Here is a 25986-nt window from a genome sequence, read left to right on the forward strand (position 1 = left end):
GCGCGCTGGGCAGCGACAAGCCGGCGCGTTGCGCCGACTGTGCGCCCGCTCCGCGGGCGCTGGCGCGGCAAGCCGCGCCAGTCAGTTTCCGCTTCGCTTCAACTAACATGTGATGGGCCCGCGTTGCGGGCCACGGCGGCCGAGCCGCCGTTCGAGCCGCTCCGCGGCTCGAAGTGCAGGTCCGCTTCGCTCCCCTGCAAAAGCAGGCTCTCCGAGCCTGCTCAAAGGCTCGCTGACGCGAGCCTGGCTAGCTACGTGGCGGCTGCCTTTCGCCTTTCGTCCTCGGGCACTTGACGTACTGTCAAGTGCCTATGACGCTACGTCAGTTTTGAGGGCTCATTGTCCCATACTGTTGGTGGCGGGGGCGGGTCTTCGGGGTTCAGGGCCAACACCCGCCGGGTGTAGGGCACGCTCGGTTGTAGCGCGTGATGGCTTCGACTCATGAGTGTCTTGCATCATAATTTCTCTGTAGAGACTCTACTCTGAGGGCTCACTGCCCCCGTAGATCGAAAGGCGGGATCTCGTGCCGAGGAAACAGCGGCTCCGTCCTCATCAAGTCGAGGCAGTTGACGCGGTGGTCCGCGCGCTCGGATCTCCGGCGAGCGGAGAGCTCGCAGACGTGGCGGTACGTGCGCAGGTGATTGCACCTCCGGGGGCTGGCAAGAGCCTGATCGCGGTTTATGCGGCGCAGGCGCTGCGGGCTGAGCGGGTGTTGGTTTTGGTGCCCACGCTCGATCTGCTGGGTCAGATGGTGGGTGTGTGGCGGGCTGGTGGGCGGGGCGGTCGGTTGTTCGGGGTGTGTTCCGAGCGGGAGAAGGCTGCTGTGGGGGTGCAGTGCACCACGGATGCGGGTGAGTTGGCGGGGTGGCTCTCAGGCGGAGGGCGGGTGACGGTGTTCGCCACGTATGCGGCGGCGGGTCTGGGTGTGCTGGAGCGTGCTCATGCCGCCGGTGGGGGGCGTTGGGATCTGATGGTGGTGGATGAGGCGCACCGGACGGCGGGGGTGTTGGGGAAACCGTGGGCTGTGGTGCATGACGATCGGCGGCTGCCGGCGGTGCGGCGGTTGTACATGACGGCGACTCCGCGGGTGTGGGAGGTGCCCGGGCTGGAGGGTTCAGCTGGTGGGGCGGGGCAGTTGGTGGCGTCGATGGACGATGAGGAGATTTTCGGGCCGGTGGTGTACCGGCTGACGATGTCGGAGGCGATCGAGCGGGGGCTGATCGCGCAGTACCAGGTGGTCTGTGTGGACATTGCTGATCCGCAGCTGTCGGCGGTGCGGTTGGTGGGTGCGGAGGCGTTTTCGGATGAGGTGCGGGGGGTGCGGTTGGCGGCCTTGCAGACGGCGGTTTTGAAGACTGCTGCGGAGCACCGGCTGCGGCGGGTGCTGACGTTTCATCACCGGACGAGTGAGGCGGAGGCTTTCGCCGGCGGGTTGGGGCGGGTGGCCGCGGCGTTGTGGGAGGCCGATGCGGGGTCGTTCGCGGAGCCGGAGGCGGTGTGGGCGGACTGGCTGTGTGGGGAGCATCGGGCGGTGCACCGGCGGCAGGTGCTGGAGACCTTTTCCGCGGGGGTGGTCGAGGATGCGGTGATGGAGCTGTGCGTGCTGTCGTCGGCGCGTGTGCTCGGCGAGGGGGTCGATACCGCGGCGTGTGATGCGGTGGTGTTCGTGGATGCGCGGGGCTCGACGCCGGATGTGGTGCAGGCGGTGGGCCGGGCGCTGCGGATGCATCCCGGGGAGGGCAAGGTGGCCTCGCTGGTGGTGCCGGTGTTTCTGGAGCCGGGTGAGGAGCCGGACGAGATGTTGGCTTCGCGGTCGTACACGCATCTGGTGAAGGTGCTGACCGCGCTGCGGGCGCACGATGCCGAGGCCGTCGAGCAGCTCGCCGCCCCTCAGTCCCCCAGCCGGAAGGAGTCCTCGGCCACTGGTGGGACGGCGGCGGTCAGCGGGGCGGCGCAGGGGCTTCTGCGGTTCTCCACGGCCCGTGATCCGGTGCAGTTGGCGGCGTTCATCAGGGCGCGTGTGCTGCGGCCCGAGGGCGAGTACTGGCGGCGGGGGCTGCAGGCCGCTATCGCCTACGCCTCTGATCAGGGGCACTTGCGGGTTCCCTACGGGTATACGACTCCCGATGGTTTCGCGTTAGGGGTGTGGATCGCCAAGCAGCGCGTCGCCTATCGCCAGGGCACTCTGGCCGAAGAGCGGGTGAAGGAGCTGGATGCGGCCGGGATGGTGTGGTCGCATCTCGAGGTGGCCTTCTCCGAGGGCTTGGCTGCCGCGCGCGGCTGGGCGGAGGAGCATGGGCACCTCCTGGCCCCCACGGAGGCAACCTGGCAGGGCCACCCGTTGGGGATCTGGCTGCGTGACCAGCGTGCCACCGCGCGACGGGAACGAGCGGCGCAGAACGGGCCTGAGGAGGGCCGGGCATCGGGACAGCGTGATCGTGTGCGGCGGTGGCGGGAGCTGGAGATGATCGACCCCGCTTGGTGCCCCGCCTGGGACATCGCCTGGCAGCGGTGCTTCCACCTCGCTCGCGCCCATGTCAACGGCGGTGGGAAGCTACCCGTTGTGCCCGGGGAGCTCGTCGTCCAGGGCGAGGACCTCGGGCGGTGGGCCGGCGCCCAGCGCACCGCTGCCGTATGGGACGGCTTGCTGCCCGCGCAGCAGTGGCTGCTCACGGAAGTCCTGCACCTGACGCCCGGCCAGGCGCAGCCTCAGGCAGGACTTGCGCCGGGCAGACAGCGAGCCGCGGGTCGGACGCGGGCGCAGATGTGGGCCGACAACCTCGCCGCCGCCCGCCAGTACCACCAGCGGGAAGGACACCTGAACGTCCCCCGCCAGCATGTGGAGAGTGTGGACGGCGACGACCGTACGCTGGGAGTGTTCATCGCCAACTGCCGAGCCCGCAAGCAACGTCTGGCACCTGAGCGGGTGCAGGAGCTGAATGCTGTCGGGATGAAGTGGGGGTGAAGGGTCGTGTGCGGAGATCGCCGATATGCGCGGCCCTCGTCCAATCCGTCATCCTCGGTCGCGTTGAGTGGGATGCGGAGGGGATGGGACGCCCCCGGGACCAGGGCGCGGTGTGCGGGGGCGGCCCGTGCCCTGCCGTCCTGTCAGTAAGCAAGGGCACTACGACCGTAGAGCCCCGTCGTGGAGCACGCCTGCTGCGTTGGGGCAGCTGAGTGAACGCCGGATGCCGGCGGTGGCGCGGCGAACCCCCTGGTCCTCTGCCTCGCCCCGATCGTGCTGCCGAGATCTCCCGCTCGAGCTTCCTGTCGTGAAAACGAGTCCGCGGCGCCGCGCCGAAGTCAAGGCCGCGAGGCAGGGTGCAGCCGACGCGCCCCAACCGTCGGGCGGGTACTCTGCCAGATGGCACGGTGATCAGACCTCACCGCTCTCTACCGCTGAGATCCGACTCTGCACTTGTGGATCATTTTCCAGGTGCCCACCGTGCACGATTCCAGCGCCCTGAATACCAGAGCGTTCCTCCCTGTAGGCCCCCCGACGACGTCGAGCGTCCTTTCGCCGGGGGTGGGGTGCGCAAGGCAGCGTCAAGACCTCGTGGCCACCACCGCCGGGCCGCGCGCGAGCACCGTGCCCTGGGTGAGGTCTCAAATTTGATCGCGCCTGTGATACAGACACCGCTACCGTCCTTCTGTGCGCATCTACGAAATCTGCGACAACCTGTTCTCGGGCGCTCAGAGGTTCGCGCGGTCGGCGATGGACGCTCACGCGAACGATGACGAGGAGATTTTCCTCCTGCACGCGGGCGTCAGCATCGAGCGGCTAGCGAAGGCAGTGTTGGCGGACCGGGAGCCCTTCCTTCTGATGGAGATGAAGGGGAGCGACGACGTCCTCTTCCAGTTCGCCGGTCTGGAAGAGGTCACAAAGATCCGCACCGTTGGGGCAGCACAAGCCATTAAGCGCCTGAAGCGTATAGGCGTGCTTCCGCAGGCCGATGACCCGGAGCTGGACGAGCTCATCGAGCTACGCAACGGAGTCGCTCATCTGATCGTGGCACATGATGAGTCATTTGATGCCCTGACCGTTTTCGCCCGGACCACCAGTGCCTTGCTGGCGGACTCCTGGCATAAGAGGAGCGGTAGGGAGTACTGGGGGCCTCACTACGATCTCGTGCAACTGACGTTAAGCGATGCGCTGGAGAAGGCATCACGTGACTTCGGGCGCCTGGTAGAGAAGGCCCGCTATCGTTTCCAGGAACGCTTCAAGGGGCTTCCTTACGCTGCCCAGAAGGCGTACGTGGAAACCAAGTCAGTGTGGAAGGTTGGCATCGGACCTAATGGTCGCTCGGTCCTTCTGCCGCGTGAATGCCCTGCCTGCCGTCAGTGCGGAGCGTTGATCACTGGCCCTCCCGTCATGGTCCAGAAGGGGAAGCCGGCAGAGGCCCTTCCCCTGCAGTTTGTGTGCCGCGTCTGTGGAGTCGAGTTGAAGACGCCGGAGTCTCTGAAGGCGGCAGGCATGGATGTACGCGTGCCGTTGGTGGACCTCAACGGAGAGAGAGTCCTCAGCGAGGCTGAGGAACTCCGTTGGTTCGAGACGCCCGACGGGGATGACGGCCTCTGGCCCGCCACCACACCCTAACGCGGCCGGCCTCAAATCCCCGTTTGGGGTCGCGCAGCAGCCCGTCGTCCCCGACGCCGGTCCAGGCGTCCACCACCGTGTGGTGAGACTTGGTCGCCAAGGCCCGCTTCAGTGCATGCTCCGTTGATCATGCCGTGGCGCCGGAAAGCGCCAAGATCCCCGACAGGATCAAGCTGAGGCGTCTACGCGCGGAAAGTGATGTGGGGAGCGGGCAGCCGGGTGAACTCTGCGGTCCGCTCTGGGTAGATGATTCCGAGGCCGAGAGCGGTGAGCAGGTGGTCGCAGGACTGGTTCAGGGTGCTCTCCGCGGTGACCGGCTCGTACAGGCCGGGGTGGTCGGCCGGTTCCTGGGTAGCGAGGAAGGGCTGGTCTCGTACGTACTGGGCGTAGCCCAGAAGGTGGGCGTGCCGGGCGTTGCGGAAGTCATCGTCGCTGAACTGGCCTGTGGTGAGCTTCGCGATCGCCCGCAGACGGGCGTCGATGATGCCGATCTGGGAGTCGACGGTGAGTGGTGCGCTGAGGTGGCCGACAGCGCGGTGGAGCGGGCTGAAGCCGGGTTCGAAGACGGCACGGGCTGCGGATTCCAGAGCGGTGAGGTCGACACGTCCCGTGTAGGCGGCATCCGCGAGCATGTCCAGCAGCGCTTTGCGGGCGGCCGGTGTGGCGGCCGGGTGGTCAATCTGCTGGAGGATCGTCTGGGCAATCTGGCGCGCCCGGCGCAGGCTGGCTCTCGGGTCACCGATCCAGGTCGCCATGGCGACGCGGACCTGGCGCAGAGGGACGAAGTCGTGTCCCCAGTAGATCCAGATGCCAACGGGGATCTGCGAGAGGGTACGGATACCCACGCCTTGCTTGCGATGGTGGAGCAATGTGAGCAGGAGGTGGCGCTGCTTCTCGTCGTACAGGGCCGGGTGCGAGCCGTGGCCCTTGCCGGCCGGGCGGCGCTGCGGGTAATCGAGCAGGCCCTTCTCAGTCCAGTCGCGGATCAGCCGGGCGGTGATGGTGTGGCTGTGGCTGGCTGCGTCCTGGACGAGCTGGTCGATCGTTGCTGGTCCGCTGATGCTGCTCACGCCTATGGAGATTACACGTGATTGGCTCACCTGGTGGGTTCAGTTGCTCGCCTGTGTGTCAGATAGTGAAGGTAGAACCCTCACTTGGGGTGGTTCAGGTCATTGGAAGGAACACGACTATGTCGAAAAGATCAACTGTGTCACTGGGCCCTGCTGTTGCGGTGGTCTTCACGCTCTACCACGCGCTCACGCTCATCTCCGACTTGGAGACCTGCGCGCAGAACCTGCGCGTCTACCGGGCCCGGCCGACGGGGAGCAATCTGGTCCGTCTGCTGTTCGCTGAGGGGGTGTTCATCAAGGACCTCGGCCTGGGTGCCTGAACCCACGACGCCCGGCATGACGTAAACGTGTGCCGGGGTGCCGCGCAAAATGTACGGGTCGGCGATCCTCAGCAGCGGCATCGTGACCTGGTGATGGACCTTCTCCACCCGGACTGGGCCGTGCGGCAGCTCGACCGTTTCCTCGGCCTGATTACCACTGTCGTCCTGGGTCCTCCGCCGATAGCGGCGCAGGCATGTCCCGTTCTGGTGGATAAGGGCGAGGCTATCCAACGTGATCAGCTAGCGCGATCTTCCTTTCGGCTGTCGGCCGAGACGTGGACGTCGGGCAGCGGAACGACCCCCGGGCAGCCGAAGCAGAAAGATACCGGATCGGATTCGCTGGCGACGACGACGTCTATGACGACGAGTTCCTGGTGGCACCGCGGGCAGTCGTGGGTGGGTTCGTCCAGCCACATCTGGATCAGCCATGGTGCGGTGATCCAGGACGTACCGCAGAAGCGGCACCCGTTCTGCGTGCGGTCGGCGACCAGAGCGAGTTGCCCGCAGGTGGGGCACACGATGGTGCGCTCCTCCTGCCCGCGCATCTCGCCGCGCAGCCGCCGCATCCGTTGCGTGATGTAGGTGTGGATGTGTTCCAGGCCGTTGCGGATGTGGATCATGTCCGTCCCGACCGTGTTCTTCTCGTCTCGGTCGAGGTCCGGGAGCAGGATCTCGTCGAGGAAGCGGACGAGGAAGTCGAGGACACGGCCGGCGCGGGCTTCGAGGGCGCGGGCGTTGTGGGTCAGACCGTAGTGCTGTAGGGCGTTGCGGTCCCGTCCGAGGTCCCGGAGTGCCTCCTGCTCCTTGTCGGTGATGGTGATGCCGACGATGTTGCACAGCCGGGTGACGGCCTCGTTGATGGCGCAGCTCTTGAAGTCGGCGGAGCGAAAGGCCCGTTCGGTGGCCTGGCCCGGGTCGTCGAAGACAAGGCTCCAGTGCTCGCGCACGAGCCGGGCCTTGAGCAGGACCTCGGCGGCGGCCTGAAGGTGGAGTACGGCGTACTTGATCTCCCGAGGCCCCACGTCGTCGACGGTGAGGTGATCGACGACGCTGACGAGGTAGTCGACGCCGTTGCGGACGGGCGGGAAGTCGAACTGGTGGGGGGCGGCCGCGGGCATCCCGTTCGGGGCGATGGGGGTGCTCGCTTCAGAGGTGTTGGTGGGGTCCTGCCCCGGTGTCGGCATGGGCCGCAGGATAACTGTCGTCATTCTGCGCCCTGTTGACAATGGCGGTTCCGGAGCCGGGCGTCATGCTGAACACACGAGGCGCCCCGCAACTGGCTTGGCGCAACGGGCGGTTGTCCCGGTCTGTGAAGATCACCAGCCTGACCATGCCTGCATCCGGTGCGCGACGCCGGTGAGGTGCGCCGATATTTCCGCGTTCAGAGAGAGGAAGTCCTCCCCCGGGAAATACACGCCGACAAGCCCGTAGAGCGGCTCGTTCAGGGACAGTTGCTCCTCTACGCGCCGTTCGGGCCGGTAGTGGACGAGAGTATTGCGGAATTGCGGGTGTGCCTGGGCGATCCGGTCGCTCGTCGAGGCGGTAAGGATCTGGTCCAGCAGGGCTCGCGCTGGGGGCTGGAGCCTGGGTCCGTACTCCGCGGCAAGTTTGCGCAGGCTCGACAGGACGTGGTGCAGCGTGATGTAGCGCAGCTTCAAGACGGTGGCAGCCGAGGGCCCGTCGGCGTCGTCGGCCAGTAGCGCATCCACAACGTTGAGCGCACAGGTGAGGCTCGTCAAGGCTCCCTTGATCTCTTCGGGCAGGGCCGGGTCGAAGGCCTGCCGGTAGGTTTTCGCTGCACGTACATCTCGGTCGGTCAGGTCAGTGGCTTTGAGGCTGCTCATGAAGGATGTTCCGGCCCACGGCAGTCCGTCCGTCACCGTGGCTGCATACCGGCCCAGCTCTGCGGCAACGTCGTGGAATTCGCGGCCGAGCGCGGCGGGGTTCCGGATCTGCTGCGGTGAGGAGGCGTGGAAGAAGTTCGCGATGTGAGAGGTTGAGATGACCCGGCCGCGGCAGCGCCACAGGGCGAGGTCCTTCTCGAGGGGGCGGGCCAGCGGCAGCCAGGTGTTGTTCAGGAACGCCTCACGGTGGACCTCGATGATGCGCTCGAAGTCCTCGCCGACATCGGACAGTTGCTTGTACCTGGTGTCGTCGAAGAGCTTCACAGAGTGGCGCGCGTGTGCGATGGCCGCGACGCAGTCGTAGGCGAGCAGTTCGGCGAGTGCCGGCTCGATCGCCTGGAGTGTCCGATACGACTCGTAGACGATGAGGCAGGCGTAGTTGTGCATGCAGAACATGGGGACGACCGCGTGTTCGTCCTGGGCGGTCGCTACGCCTTGCATGAAGCGGCGCAGGAACATCAGGTCCTGTGCGATCAGTCCGAGTGCGATGTCGTTGCCGGGCGAGGTGGTCGTCGCCATTACGGTGTGCTTCCTGAGCGTGCCGGTGCTGGGAGGTAGTGCCGCATCCAGCGTTGCAGCCAGATGGTCGCGCGTGCACCAGGTTTTGCTGAGCACAGGGTGGCTGCATGGGGCCGAGACCGTTCGGGCCGTGGTCAGGCGTTGCGTTGGGCTGGGGTGGGGATGGTGCAGTCCAGCACGAGGGCCCGGACGTCGAGGTTTCTCCTCTTGCTGAGCTGAGTAGCTTGGGCGCCGTAGGTGGCTCGCACGGTGGCAAGGGTCTGTGAGGCGGGAGGGCGCTCGCGTTCTGACGCTGTCCACTGGTTCCGGGGGAAGTAGGCGATGAGGTAGAGGCCGTGGCGGGTGCCGAGGGTGGGCAGGTAGTCGTCGACGAGCTGGGTTTCCATGGCGGTGTTGAGTTTGTCGTGCCAGTTGCCTTTGACCTCGATGGCTACGTGGGCGAGGGGCATCTGGGGCAGGCGTGGAGCAATTGCCGGATCTGGTGCGGCGGGGGCCTGGAGGAGGAGGTCGATGCGGTCGCCGGAGCCCTTGGTGTTGCGGTTGACCTGGACCTCGCGGTTGATGAGGATGCCGCCCTGGCTGAGGTCGCGCCTGAGGGTGTGGGCGAGGTAGTCGGAGATGAGGTTTTCATCCTTGGCGAAGCGCAGCCGTTGCTTGCCGCGCGTGCCGTCCGGGCGGATTTCCAGGCTGGTCTCGTTCCACAGGATCGCTGCGGGGAGCGTGCCCGTGGTGAGGTCGTGCTGGACGGCGTTCAGGAGCGTGACGACCAGATCGAGCAGATCGGTTCCATCCTTGATCAGCCGCCGGTTGGGGTTGCGGATCAGCTCGGCAAGTTCCGTGGCCGTGGGGCGGATCCAGGAGGTTTCCCGATGTGTGTGTTCGGCTTCCCTCACCAGCGTGCGCAGGATGCTTGCCTGCGGCCAGGCATCGCGGAGGGTGCGCAGACGGGTGACGGCCTCGGCCGTTCCCCGGGAGGCGAGGTGGGCGAGCACTGCATCACGGCATCCCGGCCCGTGCTCAAGGACTGAGGCGTCGGAGGTGTCGGTGGGGGGATGGCGGGTGAGGAGGATCCCGGCGAGGTCGGCGACGGCCTCGGTGGGCAGGGCGGTGATCCAAGGTGCTGTGCTGCGGGGGTGCAGAATCTTCTGGGTGACGGCGTCCAGAACGGTTTGGTCGCTTCGCAGGCGGTGCTCCGCGGTCGGCCAGATCTCCTCGGGTGCCTCAGTCAGGAAGACGCCCAGGTATGCGGCGTCGAGGCCGGCGACCCTCGTGGGGCTGGGCTCGCGCAGGGGCATACCGAACTGGTCCAGTGCCTGTCTCCGGGTCGCGGGGGCCGCATGCTGCAGCAGCCAGGACAGCAGAGCGGCGAGGACCATGTATCTGTCGGGTCCGGTGGCCCGGGCGGAGGCACTGCGATGTGCATCTTCGGTGAGTTCCGTCAGCAGACGCATGAACTGGCCTTCGAGTGCCGGGGTCTGGATGCTCACGGCCAACTCGAGTTCGGGGAAGGGGCGTTCCGCCGCGTAGGAAGCACGGGCCAGGGTTTCAAATGTGGCCTGCAGTTCCTCCGGGGCATGCGGTAGCGCCGCCTGCAGCAGGCGTTGACGGCTGGCTCTGCCTGCGGTGCTGGTGTCTTCCATAGGAAATGCCACCAGCGTGGGTGCCCAGGCGCGCCACTGGCTGGCGGCAAGGGCAGCCATTGCCGACGGGTCGTCGAGGAGGATGGTGAAGGCGAGGACGGCGGCCCAAGGTTGCCAGGGAAGGTTGGTTGTGCCGATCCAGTCGTTGTCCGTCGGTCGGCTTTTCGTGACGAAGTGTTGCGCTGCTGCGCGTAGGCGGGGGGCGTGGTCGGTGGGCAGGACTGCGGTGCCGGGTGTGGTGAGCAGGTTGGTGGAGATGGCGGAGAGCGTGCCGGTCTCCGGGTCGTGAAGCAGGTTGTGGCAGAGGTCGATGAAGCTGTCGGTGTCGGCCGCTTCTGCTCGGGCAAGGAGGATCGGAGTGTTTTCGGCGTACTCGGCGCGGCCGTCCCATTTCCTGGGCTGGACCCGCTGTCTGGTTTCTGTGGCCCTGAGCCGGTCGGCGGCCTCGCCCTTGGTGGGGACGGCGTCGAACCAGACGGCGAATGCCTGGTCCCAGACTCGGGTGCCTCGGGTGGCCCAGGCGATGTCCTGCGCGGCGTCCGTGGTGCGCGTGAGGGACCATACGTAGTGCAGAGCGGGCAGGGCATGAGGGGCCTTGGCATCGTTCAGCGCCTGCTCGAGCTCGACCAGCCAGGCAAGGTCAGCGCTGTCGAGCAGGCTGCTTCGTTCCTCTCGTTCCGCACCGCCCAGGAGGCTCGTGTCAGGACGGGCCAGGGTGCGGGACGGCGGATGGGGGTCCCAGCCCTCGGCGAGGAGGAGGGCGTCCTCGGTGTCTGTCGCGAGGGTGATGAGCTGCTGGACCAACAGGCGCCGCAGTCGGCGGGCTTGAGGGTTGTCGGGGTCGTTCACCGGCGCGCACAAGGGCGCGGGAACGGCAAGCCGGGGATAGGTGCGCAGGTATGGGCGCAGCAGCGCGGCCACGCCGGGGATGTGGTTCTCGGCTGCGGGGCCGGCCAGGGCACGGTCGAGGAGGGTCTGCACCATGGTCTCGGTGTCGGCGCACGCGTTCCAGGGTGAATCGGCGGGTGTGAGGTGGTCGGCGGCCCAGGACAAGAACGATGTGATTTCGTCGGGACCGAGACTGGCTGGCAGGCCGCGGCAGAAGCTGGTGTAAAGGCTGTATTCAGCGTGCGGGGGTGTCAGGGCCGCAAGGAGTTCCGCCGTGGTGAGCTGGGGGCGGCACGCTTCGAGGACGACGCCGCGCAGACCGTCGTGGGGGTCGCGGCTGGGGTGCTGGGCCAGTTCGGCCAGGATCGGCTTCAGCAGTCCTGCCGCAGTATCGCGGTCGAGGTCGACGGTGATCTGCGCCGCGAGACGGCGCAGGAGGTGCGACTGTTGCGGGTCGAGCGCGACGGCTGCCACGTCCGGTAGGAGCTCGGTTGTCTCGTTGTCTGTGATCAGAGCGAAGACCAGCTCCAGTTCCTGGGTGTCCCCGGGCCGGGAGCGGGCCGCGGCATCGCGGAGCGCTTGCCGCAACTGCTGGGTGAGATCGGGGTGTTGAAGGCGGCCCGTACGCCGCCAGGGGGCATTGTGGGAGGTGTGCTGCTGGGCCTGCCGGAGCAGGCCGTCGACCATCAGCTTCCGGCAGTGGGCATCGTCGATGTAGGAGCTGTAGGACGCGATGGCTTCCGGGTCGGTTCCGATCAGCCAGTCGCCGAGGTCGGGGCGCAGGGCGACAAGCCAGGCGGCCAGTTCATGGAGGTCGCCAGGGATGCCCGCCTCGCCGATCTCACCGCGGTTCACGAGGAGCCCCTGCAGTTGCTCGCGGCCGAGTTGGTGGTCGGCGAGGTAGCGGGCCGTGAGGTAGGAAGCGATGGAGGCGTGGGCGGGTCCTGCGGCTGCCTGGCCCCGGCTGGTGAACAGAGGGCTGTGCAGGACGCTTTCCAGGATGGGCCGTTCGATGACGAACTGGCCGGACAGGGCGCCTTCTTCCGTGCCGAGGAAGGTGTCCAGGGGCAGGAGATTGCGGTCTGTCCGGTCCGGACGGAGGTTGGTGACACCTTCGGCTCCGGTGAGCAGGCAGTAACAGGCAAGGCGGGTCGCCGTGGCGAACCGCTGCTCCTGAGTGCCTGCGAGCTCGGCCGGATCTCGGTCCTCCCCCTGGTTCATGACCGCGCGCGGGAGGGCGAATCCGTACAGGGCACTCCGGCTGGCCGGCAGGGTGTTCTCGGCGGCGAAGGTATCCAGCAGCAGCTCGAGCGTCAGGGGGGTGCGGGCCAGTGCCTGGGCACCGGAGGCAGTGACGGCGTTCAGGAACCGCTCGGAGTCGAGGTCCCTGCTCGCGGCTGCCGTGATCAGGTCGGATCTCCGCAGGGGCGCCAGGGTGTACGTGTCGCGGTCGGTGATGCCGAACGCATGGGCGGCGGCCTGCTGCAGAGCGTTGGTGTAGGCCATGGTGCGGCAGGCGATCAGTACCTGCAACGGGCGGCAGTCGTAGGAGGCGGCCAGGTCGGTGAACCAGCCCGCGATTTCCTTGTTCGTCGCCTGGCATTCGTCGATCCCGTCCAGGATGAGGAGGAACCGCAGCGGCTGCTCGTCTCTTTGGGGCTCGGCCTCGGCAGGAAGCGGAAGAACGGTGAGCCGGTCCAGAACGGGCCGGGCTTTTCGGGTCAGATCTTCCCAGGTACGCACCTGCCCGAGGTCGACCCTCGCCTCCGTCTCCCAGGCCAAGGAGGTCTGCTTCGGGTCGAGGACTGCGGCCAGCGCGTATGACTTGCCGATGCCGGCTTCACCGAGCAGAACAGCCGATCGTGCGCAGGACTGCGTCACCGTCACGAGGGAGGATGTCTCGCGGGTCAGCCAGGGCCATGCGGTCGGCTCCTGCAGGAAGCCGTCGGAGTCGAGAGGCAGAGCCTCACCGACGGGGACGCAGAATCGCTCCAGATGCACGCGATGCTCCTTCGGATGAACACCCGAACCTACCGCAGTGCTCTGCTGTGTGACCGGAGACGAGCACGCACATGCCGAGCCTGCCTTTCCAGACGGTGCGCAGTACAGGCGCGGGGACCGGGCCTGCGGCTGTTCCCTTCAGCTCGCCCGGCGCCCGGCGGAGACGGGGTGCCCGCTGTGTCCGCCGGGCATTGTCAGACCCTCCCATTAACGTCCCTTTCGTCACATTTTCTCCGATTTGGAGGTATGGAGTGAGGGACACCGGAATTGAGCTGAAGCGTTTCCTGGATGAGGCCGAAAGCGGAGCGTACGACCTTCCCCCGATGCAGCGCGCCCTGTGTGTCCGGCCCGCGTTCTCCGTGCGGCTGATCGACTCCCTGTACCGGGGCTACCGGGTGGGGTCCATGCTGATCTGGGAGCCGCCAGTGGGACATCGGCCGAAGGCGGGCCGCTACCAGGAGCTGGAGGGGCGCCCGCGCTGGTGGATCCTGGACGGCCAGCAGCGGGGGACTTCCTACGCGGGCGCGTTCGGCCGGCGCCCCGCCTGGCTGCCCGAGGAGCTGTGGGCGTCCATGGGCGGGCCGGAGCTGGAGGTGGCGGTACGTTTCACCTCCTCAGGTGGCATCCAGTTCCGTACGCACCAGCCGGGCCGCGCACGGCACATCAGGCTGGCTGATCTCGTCACCGACGCAGGCGGCGAAGTGCGCCTGCTGCTCGAAGAGGCGGGCTACTCCCCCACCGACGCCCTCGTGGAGCAGGCTCTGGAGCTGCGGACCGGGCTGCTGCGGTATGTGCTGCCCATCGAGTGGCTGGCGGCCGAATGGCCCGACGCAGCCGAGAACTTCATCCGCCGCAACCCCTCCCTCAAGCCCGAGGAACGCTCCCTGTGCAGCCTGAGCATCGCTTTTGAGCAGCTGCAGCGGGAGCACATCGACGTGCTCGTGCGCACCGCCCGCGACGCGGGCTTCGCCTGTGCGCTGGACCGCCGTCAGCTCAACCTGGTCCTGCAGGATTTCCTGCCGCGCGATGCACGCCGGGGGCAGGGTCGGTGGGCTCGCAGCGCTGCAGTGAGCCGGGCCGTGGAGCGGACGAAGCAGTCTGTCACCCAGGTCATCGCCTTCCTGCACCGTCACGGCATCACCGGCGACGCGCTGCTGTGGTCGCCTCCGGCCGCGCGGGTGCTGTGTGCGCTGTTCGACCGTTTCCCTCAGGCGGCCGGCGCGTCCTTCACCTGGCGGTGGCTGGCGCACGCCGCGGCGGGCCAGTTCTATCCCGGCGGTCCTCACTCGTCCCGGCCGCGTCAGGATGTGCGGGCTGTCCTGGCCGCCGCGTCCTTCGAGGAGGCGGCGGCGCTGCTGGCGGTGCACAGCGCTCCCGGTCCGGCCCCCCGGCTGAAGGCCGCGCAGCTGGTGCGTCCCAGCGCGTCCAAACGCCGCCTGTTGGGGGCAGCGGGCACGCTGTATGCGATGGCCTGCGCGCACCGCGTCTGTGGCCCGGTGATCGACTTCGCCGATCCCACGATGGTTTTTCCCGATCCCCGGATGCTGCCCCGGCTGCTGTGGCCGACTGCGGGGGCGGAGGTCAGTCTGGCGGCCTGGGCTCTGCTGGGCGAGGGCAGCGCTGAACGCATCAGGGCCAGCGGCGGCTGGAGCCGTCTGGTGTTCGAGCACCTGGATGTGCCTCCGGGCGGCCTGGCCGCGCACCAGCTCACGGCCCCGCCCGGCGGGCCCGTAATGCTGCCAGTGGAGCAGCAGCTGAAGCTGCGGGCCGAGGCCATGGCGGACGTCATCAACGCCTTCCTGGAGACGGCGGGTCCGCTGGCCGCTCCGGACTGCGGGTTCTGACGTGCCCGTCATGGTGCCGGGCGATCCGGCATGGCTGCCGGCCGGCGTGTACGCCAACGAAGGCGGGCACAGCGTCGCCGGTCTGCTGAGGCGGTGGCTGCGCGAGGCGGAGCGGGAGGGCGGCTGTGTGACCCTGACGGCCGGCTATGTCAGCTTCCACGGTCTGCAGCTGCTGGTGCCCGCGTTGCGGCGGGTCGTCGAGGCCGGGACGCGCGTGCGTCTGCTGCTCGGGGCGGAGCCGACCGGGCGGGCCGCCTTGATCGAGCCGGCCGGGGATCCCGCCGGCCGCAGACGGGTGGCCCAGGCTCTGGGGCAGAGCGAGCAGACGCTGCGGGCCGAGCTCAACGGGGTGCCCACGAGCGCGGCCAGCGCCTGGCGGCTGCATGAGATCCGGCAGTGGCTGCACCATCCGCTGGTGGAGTGCCGCCGCTGGGAACACCGTTTCCTGCATGCCAAGGCGCTCGTGGAGGTGACGGCCTCGGGCAGGCACCGGGCGGTGGCCGGCTCCTTCAACCTGACCATGCCGGGGCTGTGCACCAGCGGAGAGCTCGGCTTCGCCGCCCAGACCGCGCGGCAGAGCCGGGCGGCCGCCGCGGTGGTGGAGCAGTTCTGGGATGAAGGAGGCTCCTACGATCTGGCCGCGCTGATCGATGAGCGGCTCTGCCCGTACTCGGCGGAGCTGGTCTACCTGCGCATGCTGCTGGCCCGCTTCGGTGACGAGGTCAACGCCGCGCCCTCGGTACTGCAGCTGAAGACGTTCCAGCGCGACGGGGTCGCCAAAGCGCTGGCTGTGATGGACCGTTACCAAGGGGCACTACTGGCCGACGAGGTCGGCCTGGGCAAGACCTATATGGCCGGAGAGGTGATCCGCCGTCTGACCCTGGCCGGCGCGGGCCCGGTCCTGGTGGTGTGCCCGGCCCACATCAAGCAGTCGGTGTGGCGCCGGCGACTGGGCGAGTGGCAGCTGAACGGCGTGCATGTGCTGAGCTACCCGCAGTTGCTGCTGCGGGTGCGGCGCCTGGTACGCCGGGGTGCCGATTGGAATTCCTACGGGCTGGTGGTCCTGGACGAGGCGCATTGCCTGCGCAACAGCAACACCTGGCGGTGGGCGCTCAACCAGCTGCTCGCCCATCAGCCCGTGCGGCCGAAGGTCTTGATGCTGTCCGCGACCCCCGTGCAGAACCGGGGCCGTGATCTGACGGAGCTGCTGAGAATCGCCGCCCCCTTGCGGGATGTCCCGGACGATCCTGTCCAGCAGGGGCGTCTGTCCTTCGACGAGCTGGAGGAGCTGTGTGAACACGCCGATGTGCTGGACGAGTCGGATCTGCAGCGGCTGCACACCGAGCTGGACCGGCTGATGGTGCGCCGCACCCGGCCCTTCGTCGTCCAGGCCTACGCTCGCGAGGCACGCCGTCTCAAGTTCCCGGCGGTGCAGCAGATCCCGGTGCGCTACAGCCTGCCCGCCTCCCTCCAGGTCTTGTTCGGCGACGTGCTGGACGCGGTCGGCCACGACAACGCCCTGTCCGAGGAGCAACTCACCGACCTGGAGAAACTGCGCGGACCGGTACCACGGGTGAACACCCTGCGGCTGGCGGCCTACAAGGCCACCACCTATCTTCGGGTCGGTCCCGACGAGCCGCGCTGGCTGCCGCTGCTGCTCGGCCTGCTGCGGATGGGCCTGCTCAAGCGCATCGAGTCGTCCGTCGCCGCGTTCGCCGCCACCGCCTCTCACATGGCCGAGCGCACCCGCATCGCCCTCGACGAGCTCGCCCAGGGCCGGGTACGGGTCTATGTGCCCGTCCGGCTCAAGAAGCAGATCCGACAGCTGCTGGACTCCCCCGCCGGCCAGGACCCCGGGAACGGCGAGGAGCTGGACTACAACACCCTCGTGGACTACTACCTCGGCGGTGAACGCCCCGGGCCCGGCCCACAGACGCCCGGCCGGGACTTCCGCTACCGCCCGGCAGCCGACTTCGACGCCGAAACGATGCGCGCCGACCTCGAGCACGACTTCGCAGTCCTCGAGCATCTCGCCCGGACGGCCGCCGCGGCCGTGCCCGACGATCCCAAACCCGCCGTCATCACTAATCTCCTGGCCCGCATCAGTGCCGCATCGGGGCTGGCACCAGCGAAGACCGTGCTGTTCGCCAGCTCACGTGTCACCACCGCAGATCTGGCAGCACGCCTGACAGCAGCCGCCCTGCCGGGCACACCGCTGGACGTCCTCCAGGGCCGCATCGCCAGTCTCGGCGACGCTGAGGTCCCCTCCAAGGCACACATCGCCGCCGTGCTGGGGAACTTCGCGCCGCACACCGCAGCCGACCTGAGCGCAGAGATCGGCGTCGAGGTCCCCGAAGACCTCTACGACCTGCTGATCACCACCGACATGCTCGCCGAAGGCGTCAACCTCCAGCAGGCGGGCTTCGTCATCCACTACGACCTGCCGTGGAACCCGAAGATCCTCGAACAACGGCTGGGCCGCATCGACCGCCTCGGCTCACCCCACCCGCAAGTGGCCTCCTACACCGTCCTCCCGGACATCGGACTCGATCTCGTCCTGCGGCTCGTGGACCGGCTCATGGCCAAGACCCGCGTCGCCGCCGCCTGCGTGGGAACACCCAGCGAGCTGCTGCCCGGCGCCCCGGTCGAACCCCGCAACTTCGTCGACCTGGTCGATCACCTCGACCGGCCCCAGACCCGCCGCGGCCGCCTCCCCCTGGCCGAACACCAACGGGTCTGGCTCGCCCGCGCCATGCGCGAACCCCGCCTCAAAGAAGCCCTCGAGCGCCTGCCTCTGTGGTGCGGCGCCATCCACCCGGGGCACTTCGACGTCCCCGGCGTCATCTACTGCTTCACCCTCATCCAGCCTTCCGACCAGCGACGTATCACCGCCTTTGCCCGCGTCTACGGGCACCCCCTTCACCAGGCCATCACCCTGGACGCCGCCCGCTGCCTTGACCAGGCCCACCTCGACCTCGAACAGTGGCTGGACACCCGCCAGGACGCCGCCCCTCTCCTGCCCACTGCACACATCGCCCCCGCCGAACTCCACCTCGTGTGGGAACTCCTCGACTACGCCCGCCAACAAGTCGCCACCGCCCACGGCCTCACCGACGACCCCACCAGCGAACGAATCCAACTCACCGCCTGGATGCTCCTGCCCCACCGCACCGCAGGCAGTCCGACCTGAAACAGGCAGGGGTGACCGAAGGACCCAGGCCCCGAGCGGGACCACTCCCGTGCGATCGCGGAGCCGGGCAAGGTTGATCCTGTCCGGCCCCGCCGTCGTCGGGTCAGCCGAGGTCGAGCGTCTTCTGCGCGAAGTCGGCCGGGGCCAGACGGGGCAGGGCCACGGTGTGCCGTCCCGGTGTGCGGCCTTCCAGCGCTCGGTCAGCTCGCCGTTCCATCCCTTGGGAGGGGGCCACGGGACGCCCCAGGCGTCGAGCCGGTCACGCTTCCAGCCGTCGGCGGCGTACGGACAGTTTCGATCTCATCAGGTGATGGGAGCTCCGTCATAGACAGTGAACGCTCCGTGTTCAAAAGTTGTCCCCCGAAGCTGTGTTGGAAAAGCGAGAGGTCCGTTGTCTTGTCCAGCGGGAGCCACCCCTCAGTGCGGGGCCTTGACCCCGGATTTTGGACACCGGAGACACTTGGATCTTGATGGTCCGGGTGGTCAGGAGTCCTGCACAGATGGCAATGAAGCACTATCCGTCGGTGTTCAAGGCGGACGCGGTCGCGCTGTACCGGTCGAGGCCGGGAGCGACGATCAAGTCGGTCGCCGAGGACCTCGGGGTCAACACCGAGACCCTGCGGAACTGGATCCGGGCCGACGACGGCCGGCGCCAGGGTGCCCACTCGACGCCTCCGGCGGCGTCGGCCCAGGCCCGGAACCCGGTGGAGGCCGAACTCGCCGCCGCGCGGAAGCGGATCCGCGAGCTGGAGGAAGAACGCGACATCCTCCGCAAGGCGGCCCGGTATTTCGCCGGGGAGACGCGCTGGTGAGGAGCCGTAATTTAACTACTGCCGGATTCGGGCCAATACCTCTGTGCCGCGATGTAGTTGAGCTGTTGTGGCGATTCCGGATGAAGTCCTGGCGGTACTGGATGCGAAGTTCGCGGCAGTGCTGCCGCATCTGGACGAGCGGCAGCGCCGTCTGTATCTGGCGTCCGAGGCCGAGGCTCTGGGGCATGGCGGGATCGCGGCCGTGGCGAGGCTGGCGGAGGCCTCGGAGTCGACCGTCGCACGAGGGCGTGAGGAACTCGCGGGCGGAGCAGAGATCTTGGGGCGGGTGCGCAAACCCGGCGGCGGGCGCAAGTCCGCCGCCGAGCGTGACCCTGGTCTGGTGGCGGCTCTCGAGTTGTTGATCGAGCCGCGTGAGGTGGGTGATCCGGTGTCTCCGCTGCGCTGGACCACTGCCTCGTTGCGGGATTTGTCCCAAGAGTTGACCGATGCCGGCCATCCGGTCAGTGCCCCGGTGGTCGGCGGCCTGCTGCGTGCGATGGGCTTCAGCCTGCAGGGCATGGCCAAGACTCGGGCCGGCAGTCAGGTGCCCGACCGCGACGCCCAGTTCCGGCACATCAACACCGCCGCCGAACGCTTTCTGGCGCGGGACCTGCCGGTGGTGAGCGTGGATGCGAAACAGAAGGAACCGATCGGTGACTTCGCCCGCCCAGGCCGCACCTACCGCCCCAAAGGCCAGCCGATCACCGCCCCAGACCACGACTTCATAGGCCCCGACACCCCGATCGCTATCCCGTACGGCATCTACGATCTGGGGCGCGACAGCGGCTGGGTGAACGTGGGCACCGATCGCAACACCGCCGCCTTCGCGGTGGAGTCCCTGCGTCGCTGGTGGAAGGTCCGAGGGTGCCTCGACTACCCCGGTGCTGGCCGCTTGCTGGTCACCGCCGATGCCGGAGGAGCCAACTCTGCCGACTCCCGCCTGTTCAAGATGGGCCTGACCGACTTCGCCGACGAGTGCGGACTGAGCATCACCGTCATGCACTTTCCACCCTGTACTTCAAAATGGAACAAAGTGGAACATCGGCTGTTCTCCCGGATCACCCACAGCCTGCGCGGGCAGCCGCTGACCAGCTACGAAGTGCTGCTGGAGACCATCTCCGCCACCCGCACCCGCACCGGACTGACCGTTCATGCGGCACTGGACGAGAACGCGTACCCCACCGGCCGCGTGCTCACCCGAGCCGAACGCAAGAGCGCCGAGCGGCGGGTCGAGCGCGACGAGTTCCACGGCGAGTGGAACTACACCATTGCCCCGCAGGACCCCGGCCAGCAGCTTCCGGAAGATCTACCAGACGAGTTGGGTCCTCCCGTCCCGGCCGAGGCCACCTTCCTCCTCACCCACCCCGCACTCACCGGCATGACCCGAGAACACTTCGAACAGCTCGTGCTCCAGCTCGAACCGTGCCAACAGGTCCTGACCGAAGCCGAACGCCAGAGTGCAGGCAGGGACGGCCGCGGCCGCAACCCCGGCTTCGGCACCCTCGATCACCGCCACCGCGTCCTGGCCGCCGTGCTCCGCAGCCGCAACACCGTCACCTTGACCCTCGCGGCCGAACTGATGGGCCGTAGGCGCAACGTGCTGAGCTATCACGCCGGGAGGTCCAAGCCGATGCTGGCCTTCGCAGGGCCCGAGCTCGCCAGAGTCCTCGTCTTCCACAGGACCCGCCCTCCCCGCACGATCGAAGCCTTGAAGCGCGTGATCGAGCACCACGACAACGAGATCAACTCAACCAGTAGTTAAATTACGGCTCCTGACCCGCTTCCAGTTCGTTGCCGATCACCAGCGCCGTCACGGCGTGAAGCGGCTGTGCGCCATCCTCGGGATCGCCCGTTCCAGCTTCTACTACTGGCGCCGCACCGCACCCAAGCGGGCCGCTCGCCAGGCTGCGGACGCCCAACTCGCGGCCCGGATACGTCAAGTGCACCGGGACTCGGACGGTACCTACGGCGTCCCGCGGATCACTGCCGAACTCCGCGACGACGGCCGGGCGGTGAACCACAAGCGCGTCGCCCGTGTCATGCGGACCATCGGGCTCACCGGAGTTCGCCTGCGCCGCAGGCATCGCACGACGGTCCCGGCCCCGTCCGCGGCCAAGGCCCCCGACCTGATCGGCCGCGACTTCACCGCGGCGGCGCCGAACACCAAGTACGTCGGTGACATCACCTACTTGAGCATCGGCAGCGGGAAGTTCTGTTATCTCGCGACCGTGATCGACCTGTGCTCACGCCGTCTGGCCGGCTGGGCCGCCGCCGACCACATGCGAACCGAGCTGGTCACCGACACCCTGGCCGCCGCGATCCGGACCCGCGGCAGCCTGAACGGCGCGATCATGCACACGGACCACGGATCGCAAGGTGGATTCAACTGGTCGTCGCAACACCCTGATCTCGGAGGTGTGCGACGTGGCTACGGCGGACTGGAGTTTGAAGACCAGCGATGTTCCGGAGGGTCGGCGTCGGCAGTGGCGCGCTGATCGTGCGTTGCGGCCGGCGATGCGGTCGCCGGGGCGGCCTGATCCGTCTCGAGTCGTGCAGCGCCAGTTCTGGCGGCTGATCGCCACGGGGGTCACGACGGTGGAGGCGTCGTTGGCGGTCGGCGTGTCGTGGCCGGTGGGTGCGAGGTGGTTTCGTCACGCTGGCGGCATGCCTCCGATCTCGTTGGCCGAGCCCACGGGCCGGTACCTTGCGTTCGAGGAGCGCGAGGAGATCGCGATCCTCAGGGCGATGAAGAAGGGCGTGCGCGAGATCGCCCGCGCCCTGGGGCGTGACCCCGGAACGATCTCTCGCGAACTGCGCCGCAACGCTGCCACGCGCGGCGGCAAGCAGGAGTACCGCGCGACGGTCGCCCAGTGGAAAGCACAGCAGGCCGCCAAGCGCCCGAAGACCGCGAAGCTCACAGGCAACGACAGGTTGCGTGAATATGTACAGGACCGGCTCGTCGGCAGCGTCCGCCGCCCCGACAACACGATCGTCACCGGGCCCAGGACGCCCGCATGGAAAGGGCTGAACAAGCCGCACCGCCAGGACAGAAGATGGGCGACGGCATGGAGCCCGGAACAGATCTCGCATCGCCTTCATGTCGACTTCCCCGATGATGAGTCCATGCGCATCAGCCACGAAGCGATCTACCAGGCGCTGTTCATCGAAGGCCGTGGCGCGCTCAAGCGGGAACTGGTCACGTGTCTGCGCACCGGCCGGGCGCTGCGGACTCCCCGTGCACGGTCACGGAACAAGCCGCAGGGGCATGTCACCGCGGACGTCGTCCTCAGTGAACGCCCCGCCGGGGCCGCAGACCGCGCGGTCCCCGGACACTGGGAAGGCGATTTGATCATTGGGACGGGCCGCTCCGCGATCGGCACGCTTGTCGAGCGCAGCAGCCGCTCCACACTCCTGGTGCACCTGCCCCGGCTGGAGGGCTGGGGGGAAAGGACACCCGCGAAGAACGGCCCCTCGCTCGGAGGCTATGGCGCGATCGCGATGAACGCGGCGCTCACCACGTCGATGACGCAGCTGCCCGAGCAGCTGCGCAAGACCCTCACTTGGGACCGAGGGAAGGAACTCTCTGGCCATGCCCAGTTCGCTCTCGACACCGGGACGAAGGTGTTCTTCGCCGATCCGCACTCGCCCTGGCAACGACCGACAAATGAGAACACGAACGGGCTGCTGCGTCAGTACTTCCCGAAGGGCACCGACCTCTCCCGGTGGTCGTCCACGGACCTCGAAGCCGTCGCCCTGGCAATCAACAACCGGCCCCGAAAAATCCTCGGTTGGCGGACACCGGCCGAGGTTTTCGAAGAGCAGCTACGCTCACTGCAACAGCACGGTGTTGCATCGACCGGTTGAACTCGCCCAATACACAAGCCGGGCATTCGCCGACGCCTGCGCTCAGGCCGGTGTCCGGCAGTCCATGAGCGCCGTCGGCAGCTCGGCGGACAACGCCGCCGCCGAGAGTTTCAACGCGAGCTTCAAAAGAGAGACGCTCCAGGGCCGAACGGGCTGGTCAACCGAGCGTGAGGCCCGCCTCGCAGCGTTCCGCTGGCTCCACCGCTACAACACCCGCCGCCGTCATTCCCGGCTCGGACAACGCAGTCCGATCGCCTACGAAGACACCTTCCACACAACATCAACTACGCTCACCGAAGCCGCATAAGACGTGTTCAGGATTCGGGGTCAAGGCCCCATCACGCCCTTCCCCGTGGTCGCTTCGGTGAGCCGGAACGATTCACCCTGCGTGACCACGATGTGAGCATGGCGAGGGAGGCGATCCACGGTGGCGGTGGCCAGGGTCATCGCGGAAGATTTCAAGTCCAGTGAGACGTTTGTGATGCTATGGGATCTGTGGTGTGGGTTCCCTGCGCTTGGCAGGGTCGTTGATCCACGCCTTCCGGGGTATCTCGGGTGGTGTGGGGCGGCGGCCGAAGCGTTCGGGGTGCCGGTTGTATGCGGCGGTGAGGGTGACGGCCCGCTGGTCGCGGACCTCCTCGGCGGTACCGAAGTGGACGCTGGCCGGCGTGTGCCATCCGATGCCCGAGTGCCGGTGTTCATGGTTGTAGTAGGAGATGAAGGCGTCGAACCATTCGCGGGCGTGGGCCAGGGAGTCGAATCGTTCGGGGTAGTCGGCCATGTACTTGGTGGTCTTGAACTGGGCCTCGCTGTAGGGGTTGTCGTTGGAGACTTTCGGCCGGGAGTGACTTCGGGTGACACCGAGGTCGATCAGAAGCTGCGAGACCTTCTTGGACGTCATGGAGGTGCCCCGGTCGGCGTGGACGGTCTCGGGCACGATGCCGTTGCGTTCGACGGTGTCCCGGATCAGCTCCTCGGCCCGCTCGGCTGATTCGGCGCGCTCGACGGTGTGGCCGACGATGTAGCGGCTGAAGATGTCGATGATGACGTAGGCGTGGTACCAGTTGCCCTTGGCCGGTCCGGCCCGTTTGGTGATGTCCCAGGTGAAGACCTGCGAGGGGGCGGTGGCGACCAGTTCGGGCACGGCCTTGGCCGGGTGGGTGGCCTGACGGCGCCGCTCGCCCGCCTGGCCCTTCTCGCGCAGGATCCGGTACATCGTGGAGACCGAGCAGTGATAGCGGCCCGCGTCCAGCTCACGGGCCCAGATCTGCGCGGGCGGCAGCTCTGCGTACTCGGCGCTGTTCATCAACTCCAGTACCGTCGCGCGCTCTTCGTCCGTCAGCGCCGATGGCTGCGCCTGGACGTGGGAGCGGGGTGTGCGCGGTGGCGGAGGCTTGAGCCGACGGTAGTGGGTGGCTCTGGACCGGCCGGTCAGCCGGCACGCGGCCGTGATGCCCAGCCGGTCCCCGACGCCGGTGAACGCGGTGTCGAGGACCGGGTCGGCGGCGTGCTTCAGTCCGCGCTCTCGGAGATCATTTCCAAGAGCGCGGAGGCTTTTCCCATCACCTCGAGTGCGGCCTTGTTCCGGGCCAGGTCCTTTTGCAGCCGCTCCACCTGCTGGCGCAGCTTCTCGTTCTCCACCTCCGCGGCGGACTTCTTCGCACGGGCCGGGCTGGTCCGGCGGTCGACCAGGTTTTCCAGGGCCCCGGCATCCCGGGCGGCCCGCCACTCCTTGACATGCGAGTGGTAGAGCCGTTCCCGGCGCAGGACCGCGCCCTTCTCGTTCCTGGGCGCGGCGTCGTACTCGGCGACGATCCGCAGTTTGTACTCCGAGGTGAAGGTACGGCGCTTCGGCCTCGGCGCCGGGTCGGACCCGACGGGCTCAGTGCTTGGCATACGGGGCGGTTCTCCTGTCGTGCCCTCTCAGGCTAACCCCGCAGAACGGGACGTCTCACCCAAGGCTGACAGAGAGGGCCCTCGCGTCAGCACCGCGCGCTCCCACATCTGTCGCAGCGGCTGGTCACGCTGGCCGATCCGCGCCACCGGCGCGGGAGGCGTCACTCGTTCGTGAGCGTCCTGCTGATCGCCTGCTCCGCCGTACTGGCCGGGGCCCGCTCGTTCACGGCGATCGGACAGTGGGCCAAAGCGGCCCCTCAGACGGCCCTCGCCCGGCTCGGTGCCCGCGTGGCCACGGTGTTCAGCGTCCGCGTCGCGCCGAGCGCGGCGACCGTGCGCCGCGTCCTGAACGCGGTCTGCCCGGGCGGGCTCGCCGACCTGCTCGGCACCGATCCAGCCGGGGCCGGCACCCTCGCGGTGGACGGCAAGACCGCCCGGGGCTCGCGCACCGTCACCAGCCCGGCCGCACACCTGCTGGCCGCGATGACCGGCGCCGGGCAGACGGTCACCCAGCTGCGGGTGCCGGACAAGACCAACGAGATCACCTGCTTCGCCGCCCTGCTGGAGCCGTTCTACCTGGCCGGAGTGACGGTGACCGCCGACGCGCTGCACACCCAGCGCGCCCATGCCCGGTTCCTGGTGGAGGAGAAGCAAGCGCACTTCCTGCTGGTGATCAAGGCCAACCAGCCCAGCCTGCTGCGGCAGTTGAGGGCACTGCCGTGGAAACATGCCACCGCCCGGCGCTACGACCGCGAAACGGGGCACGGCCGCAAGGAGACGAGGGCGACCAGGGCCCTGACGGTCACCGACCTCGGCCTGGACTTTCCCCACGCGGTCCAGGCCGTGAAAATCCTGCGCCACCGCACCGACATCAGGACCTGCAAAGTCACCCGGCAGACCGTCTACGCACTCACCGACCTGACAGCCCGCCAGGCATCCCCCCAGCGCCTCGGACAGCTGGCCCGTTCCCAGTGGGTGATCGAGAACCGGCTCCACTTCGTCCGCGACACCACCTTCGCCGAAGACGCCTCGAAGATCCGCACCGGATACGGACCGCAGAACATGGCCACGCTCCGCAGCTTCGCGATCAACGTCCTGCGAGCGGCAGGCCACGCCAACATCGCCGCCGGGATCCGCGAGATGTCCTACGAGCCCTTCCGCCGTCCACTCGACCTCCTCGGACTGACCTGACCAGCAACGATTCAAGGTCGTCAGACTTTGCAACAGCCCTGTGACGCGAGGCGCGGTTGGCATTGCGGGCAACGGCCTGGACCGCGTGATGAAAGCCGTCGCCTCGCCGGCGGCAGTCACGGAGGATCGTGTAGTTCTTCATCCACCGATGACGTGTTCCACGCGGGCGCGGACCTTGCGGTGCTCGGCGCTGTCGTCTTCCTCACCTGAGAGCAGGGTGGTCAACTCCGTTCTGACTGGGATTCTTTGG

The 25986-nt window shown here is 67.8% G+C and carries 15 protein-coding genes and 4 pseudogenes; 11 read left to right on the plus strand and 8 right to left on the minus strand.

Translation table 11 applies throughout. The annotated features are described in order from the left end of the window. Positions 1-523: 523 nt before the first annotated feature. Both OOK07_RS43105 and OOK07_RS43110 read left to right on the plus strand, forming a co-directional pair. The gene (locus tag OOK07_RS43105; RefSeq protein ID WP_266802754.1) at positions 524-2965 is read left to right on the plus strand and encodes a DEAD/DEAH box helicase; all 2442 of its coding nucleotides are present in this window, start codon (positions 524-526) and stop codon (positions 2963-2965) included. A 687-nt stretch (positions 2966-3652) separates the two neighbouring features. Then, entirely contained in the window at positions 3653-4597 is a 945-nt protein-coding gene (locus tag OOK07_RS43110) for a hypothetical protein (protein ID WP_266802756.1), read from the plus strand. Between the two features lie 182 nt (positions 4598-4779). Here OOK07_RS43110 and OOK07_RS43115 read toward each other — a convergent pair whose 3' ends face one another. Beyond that, complete coding sequence (locus tag OOK07_RS43115) at positions 4780-5667, minus strand: hypothetical protein (protein ID WP_266802758.1); 888 nt, start codon at positions 5665-5667, stop codon at positions 4780-4782. Between the two features lie 119 nt (positions 5668-5786). Between OOK07_RS43115 and OOK07_RS43120 the strand changes: the two genes are divergently transcribed. Beyond that, entirely contained in the window at positions 5787-5987 is a 201-nt protein-coding gene (locus OOK07_RS43120; protein WP_266802760.1) for a hypothetical protein, read from the plus strand. Between the two features lie 236 nt (positions 5988-6223). On the opposite strand, the gene OOK07_RS43125 is transcribed toward OOK07_RS43120, so the two are convergent. The 3 genes from OOK07_RS43125 to OOK07_RS43135 all read right to left on the minus strand — a co-directional run bounded on the left by OOK07_RS43125 (position 6224) and on the right by OOK07_RS43135 (position 12939). Next, positions 6224-7171: a hypothetical protein gene (locus OOK07_RS43125; protein WP_266802762.1), complete on the minus strand. Its 948-nt coding sequence runs from the start codon at positions 7169-7171 to the stop codon at positions 6224-6226. A gap of 132 nt (positions 7172-7303) precedes the next feature. After that, positions 7304-8410 (minus strand): hypothetical protein, encoded by a 1107-nt coding sequence (locus OOK07_RS43130; RefSeq protein ID WP_266802764.1) that lies wholly within the window; start codon positions 8408-8410, stop codon positions 7304-7306. Between the two features lie 134 nt (positions 8411-8544). Beyond that, a complete protein-coding gene (locus OOK07_RS43135; RefSeq protein ID WP_266802766.1) occupies positions 8545-12939 on the minus strand; it encodes an NACHT domain-containing protein in 4395 nt (1464 codons plus the stop codon). Positions 12940-13010: 71 nt separating this feature from the next. Here OOK07_RS43135 and OOK07_RS43140 point away from each other — a divergent pair, with 71 nt between their 5' ends. The 7 genes and pseudogenes from OOK07_RS43140 to OOK07_RS43170 form a co-directional block, all read left to right on the plus strand. Continuing rightward, positions 13011-14783, plus strand: coding sequence for a DUF262 domain-containing protein (locus OOK07_RS43140; RefSeq protein ID WP_323183057.1), 1773 nt, complete (start codon positions 13011-13013; stop codon positions 14781-14783). 10 nt (positions 14784-14793) lie between these two features. Beyond that, positions 14794-17973 carry an SNF2-related protein gene (locus OOK07_RS43145; RefSeq protein WP_266802769.1) on the plus strand — a complete coding sequence of 1060 codons (3180 nt, stop codon included), beginning with the start codon at positions 14794-14796 and terminating at the stop codon, positions 17971-17973. A 500-nt stretch (positions 17974-18473) separates the two neighbouring features. After that, entirely contained in the window at positions 18474-18785 is a 312-nt protein-coding gene (locus OOK07_RS43150; protein WP_266593911.1) for a transposase, read from the plus strand. Between the two features lie 67 nt (positions 18786-18852). Then, complete coding sequence (locus tag OOK07_RS43155; RefSeq protein WP_524540345.1) at positions 18853-20547, plus strand: ISAzo13 family transposase; 1695 nt, start codon at positions 18853-18855, stop codon at positions 20545-20547. A gap of 7 nt (positions 20548-20554) precedes the next feature. Next, positions 20555-21157, plus strand: a pseudogene (locus OOK07_RS43160) (IS3 family transposase); the annotation flags it as partial. A gap of 73 nt (positions 21158-21230) precedes the next feature. After that, positions 21231-22649: an IS30 family transposase gene (locus OOK07_RS43165; protein ID WP_524540335.1), complete on the plus strand. Its 1419-nt coding sequence runs from the start codon at positions 21231-21233 to the stop codon at positions 22647-22649. Between the two features lie 4 nt (positions 22650-22653). After that, positions 22654-22956, plus strand: a pseudogene (locus OOK07_RS43170) (integrase core domain-containing protein); the annotation flags it as partial. Positions 22957-22976: 20 nt separating this feature from the next. Here the strand turns inward: OOK07_RS43170 and OOK07_RS43175 are convergent. The 3 genes and pseudogenes from OOK07_RS43175 to OOK07_RS43185 all read right to left on the minus strand — a co-directional run. After that, positions 22977-23093: pseudogene (locus OOK07_RS43175) on the minus strand (ATP-binding protein); the annotation flags it as partial. A gap of 40 nt (positions 23094-23133) precedes the next feature. Continuing rightward, on the minus strand, positions 23134-24165 hold the full coding sequence (locus tag OOK07_RS43180; RefSeq protein ID WP_266802771.1) for an IS3 family transposase: 1032 nt from the start codon (positions 24163-24165) through the stop codon (positions 23134-23136). Next, positions 24162-24545: a hypothetical protein gene (locus tag OOK07_RS43185; RefSeq protein WP_266425331.1), complete on the minus strand. Its 384-nt coding sequence runs from the start codon at positions 24543-24545 to the stop codon at positions 24162-24164. The genes OOK07_RS43180 and OOK07_RS43185 overlap by 4 nt, the downstream gene beginning before the upstream one ends. Before the next feature lie 129 nt (positions 24546-24674). Between OOK07_RS43185 and OOK07_RS43190 the strand changes: the two genes are divergently transcribed. Continuing rightward, positions 24675-25736, plus strand: a complete 1062-nt coding sequence (locus OOK07_RS43190) for an ISAs1 family transposase (RefSeq protein ID WP_266802773.1) — start codon at positions 24675-24677, stop codon at positions 25734-25736. Between the two features lie 49 nt (positions 25737-25785). Here the strand turns inward: OOK07_RS43190 and OOK07_RS43195 are convergent. Next, positions 25786-25986, minus strand: a pseudogene (locus OOK07_RS43195) (IS5/IS1182 family transposase); the annotation flags it as partial.

It is taken from the genome of Streptomyces sp. NBC_00078 (assembly GCF_026343335.1).
Taxonomy (GTDB): domain Bacteria; phylum Actinomycetota; class Actinomycetes; order Streptomycetales; family Streptomycetaceae; genus Streptomyces.

Bases quoted from the DNA above. Each gene is read 5' to 3' on its own strand.
- OOK07_RS43140 (WP_323183057.1), top strand. From the start codon at position 13,011: ATGCCGAGCCTGCCTTTCCAGACGGTGCGCAGTACAGGCGCGGGGACC.
- OOK07_RS43130 (WP_266802764.1), bottom strand. From the start codon at position 8,410: ATGGCGACGACCACCTCGCCCGGCAACGACATCGCACTCGGACTGATC.
- OOK07_RS43125 (WP_266802762.1), bottom strand. From the start codon at position 7,171: ATGCCGACACCGGGGCAGGACCCCACCAACACCTCTGAAGCGAGCACC.
- OOK07_RS43145 (WP_266802769.1), top strand. From the start codon at position 14,794: ATGGTGCCGGGCGATCCGGCATGGCTGCCGGCCGGCGTGTACGCCAAC.
- OOK07_RS43120 (WP_266802760.1), top strand. From the start codon at position 5,787: ATGTCGAAAAGATCAACTGTGTCACTGGGCCCTGCTGTTGCGGTGGTC.
- OOK07_RS43185 (WP_266425331.1), bottom strand. From the start codon at position 24,545: ATGCCAAGCACTGAGCCCGTCGGGTCCGACCCGGCGCCGAGGCCGAAG.
- OOK07_RS43150 (WP_266593911.1), top strand. From the start codon at position 18,474: ATGGCAATGAAGCACTATCCGTCGGTGTTCAAGGCGGACGCGGTCGCG.